Origin of the sequence: Mesorhizobium sp. M7A.F.Ca.CA.004.04.2.1 (assembly GCF_004022825.1) — a bacterium.
Taxonomy (GTDB): domain Bacteria; phylum Pseudomonadota; class Alphaproteobacteria; order Rhizobiales; family Rhizobiaceae; genus Mesorhizobium.
Window position 1 is genome coordinate 1 of the sequence record NZ_RZPH01000995.1, and the last position, 2,166, is coordinate 2,166.

The following is a 2,166-nucleotide window of genomic DNA, read 5'->3' on the forward strand; positions in this document are numbered from 1 at the left end:
GCGGCGTCGCTGTCGATGGCCACCACGCTGGCGGCGGTCTCGTCACAACTCGTCTCTATGCCCAGCACGCGGATCAATTCGTCGCTGTCCCTAAAGATTGTATCATGGGGCTTTCCCCGTTAGGAGAACCCCGGAAAAGCCTCGCTTGCCGGGGGGTTATCACGGACTGCGCGCCATGCAAACAATCTTGAGAATCGGAACACGCGGCAGCCCGCTGGCGCTGGCACAGGCGCATGAGGCGCAGGCGCGGCTGATGGCCGCGCATGGCATGCCGGCGGAGGCGTTCGAGGTGGTCGTCATCTCGACCAGCGGCGACCGCATCCAGGACCGGCCGCTGTCGGAAGCCGGCGGCAAGGGCCTGTTCACCAAGGAGATCGAGGAGGCGCTGCTGGCGGGCCGGATCGACATCGCCGTGCATTCGTCGAAGGACATGCCGACGCAACTGCCCGACGGTCTCGAACTCTCGGCCTTCCTGCCGCGCGAGGATGCACGCGACGCCTTTGTCGGCAAGGCGGCGAAGACGATCGCCGAACTGCCGCGGGGGGCGAAAGTCGGCTCGTCGTCGCTGCGGCGGCAAGCGCTGATCCGCCGGATGCGGCCGGATCTCGACGTGGTGATGTTCCGCGGCAATGTGCAGACGCGGCTGCGCAAGCTCGAAGAAGGCGTCGCCGCCGGCACGATCCTGGCCTATGCCGGGCTGAAGCGGCTTGGGCTCGAGCAGGTCGTCACCGATCTGATACCGCTCGATGTCTTCCCGCCGGCGCCGGGGCAAGGCGCGATCGGCATCGAAACCCGTATCGGCGACCGCGATGTCGAAAAAATGCTGGCAGCCGTCCATGATGTGCCGACCGGCCAGGCGCTGGCCTGCGAGCGTGCCTTCCTGGCGGCGCTCGATGGCTCCTGCCGCACGCCGATCGCCGGCTATGCGGCGATCGAGGCCGGAAAACTGTCTTTTGCCGGGCTGATCATCTCGCCCGACGGCACGCAGTCGCACACGGTCGAGCTGCAGGGGCCGGCGCAAGACGCCGCCCGCATCGGCGGTGAAGCGGCCCGGAGCGTGCGCGCCAAGGCCGGCGAAAAGTTCTTCGACGGCTGGCTCTGAAATGCTTCGCGTCCTGGTGACCAGGCCGGAACCAGGTGCTTCGCGCACGGCGCATCGGCTTGAGGAGGCAGGTTTTCAGCCGGTTCTTTTGCCCCTGACCGAAACAAAGGCGTTGCCCGTCGCCGCCGGACTGATCCCGGACAATGCCGTCGCAGTGGCCGTCACCAGCGCCAATGCCATGCGTCATGCGCCGGAAGAAATCATCGCGACGCTCGCCGCCTTGCCTTGTCATGCGGTCGGCAAAAGGACGGCGCAAGCGGCGCGTCGAGCGGGGTTTTTGTCGGTCAGTGAAGGCCCGGGCGATGCGGAGGCGCTGGCCGACAGTCTCGCCGTCGATTTTTCTGGAAAGACGATTGTCTACCTCTGCGGACGCGTGCGTTTTCCGGCGTTCGAACAGAGGCTCGGGACGGCGGGCGTTCGGGTCCACGCCGTCGAGACTTATGACACGCTGACAATGGGGTATTCGGACGAAGTCATCCTCGAACGCCTGTCGGGGCAACCTGCCGACGCGGTGTTGCTCTATTCAGCCAAGGCGGCGGCGGCGATGCAGACCTTGGCAAGACGGCCCGCTCTGCGCGGTCTCTTCGAAAAAACGTGGGTTTTTGCGCTTTCCACGCGCATCGCCGCAGCCTTCGACGATGTCGCCAGCGAAAGGATCCGCATTGCCGCGCAGCCCGACGAGGAGGCACTGCTGGCGCTTTTGCAGGCGCCGCGCTGAGCCGCGTCATCACACCGCCCCTTTTCACCGCTTGGTGATGTGCTAGACCCTTTCTGAACCATCATGCGCCGCCAGGCGTTGAGACGAAGCGAATTGTGCGGAGCCCAGGCATGGTCAAGACGCCGAAGATGCGACACTCGAAAAGCCGCCGCGAGCCGGTGACCATCGATCTCGAGCCGGGCGCCGTCTCACGCATCGCCGACGAGGACGCCGCCACGCAGGAGGCCCGGACAGACGAGGCGAAGGCCGAGGAAGCAGCGAACGCTTCGCAACCCGAGGTTCCCGAAGAGCCGGTTCACGCCGACCAGACCGATCTCGAGCCCTGGGAGCATACCGACGCCCGGGC

At 66.1% G+C, this 2,166-nt stretch carries 2 protein-coding genes and 1 pseudogene; all 3 read left to right on the plus strand.

Translation table 11 applies throughout. The annotated features are described in order from the left end of the window. The first annotated feature begins 175 nt into the window (after positions 1-175). Entirely contained in the window at positions 176-1,102 is a 927-nt protein-coding gene (gene hemC, locus EN893_RS30300) for a hydroxymethylbilane synthase (RefSeq protein WP_127269866.1), read from the plus strand. A 1-nt stretch (position 1,103) separates the two neighbouring features. Continuing rightward, positions 1,104-1,820 carry a uroporphyrinogen-III synthase gene (locus EN893_RS30305; RefSeq protein ID WP_127269868.1) on the plus strand — a complete coding sequence of 239 codons (717 nt, stop codon included), beginning with the start codon at positions 1,104-1,106 and terminating at the stop codon, positions 1,818-1,820. 110 nt (positions 1,821-1,930) lie between these two features. After that, positions 1,931-2,166: pseudogene (locus EN893_RS30310) on the plus strand (phage tail protein); the annotation flags it as partial.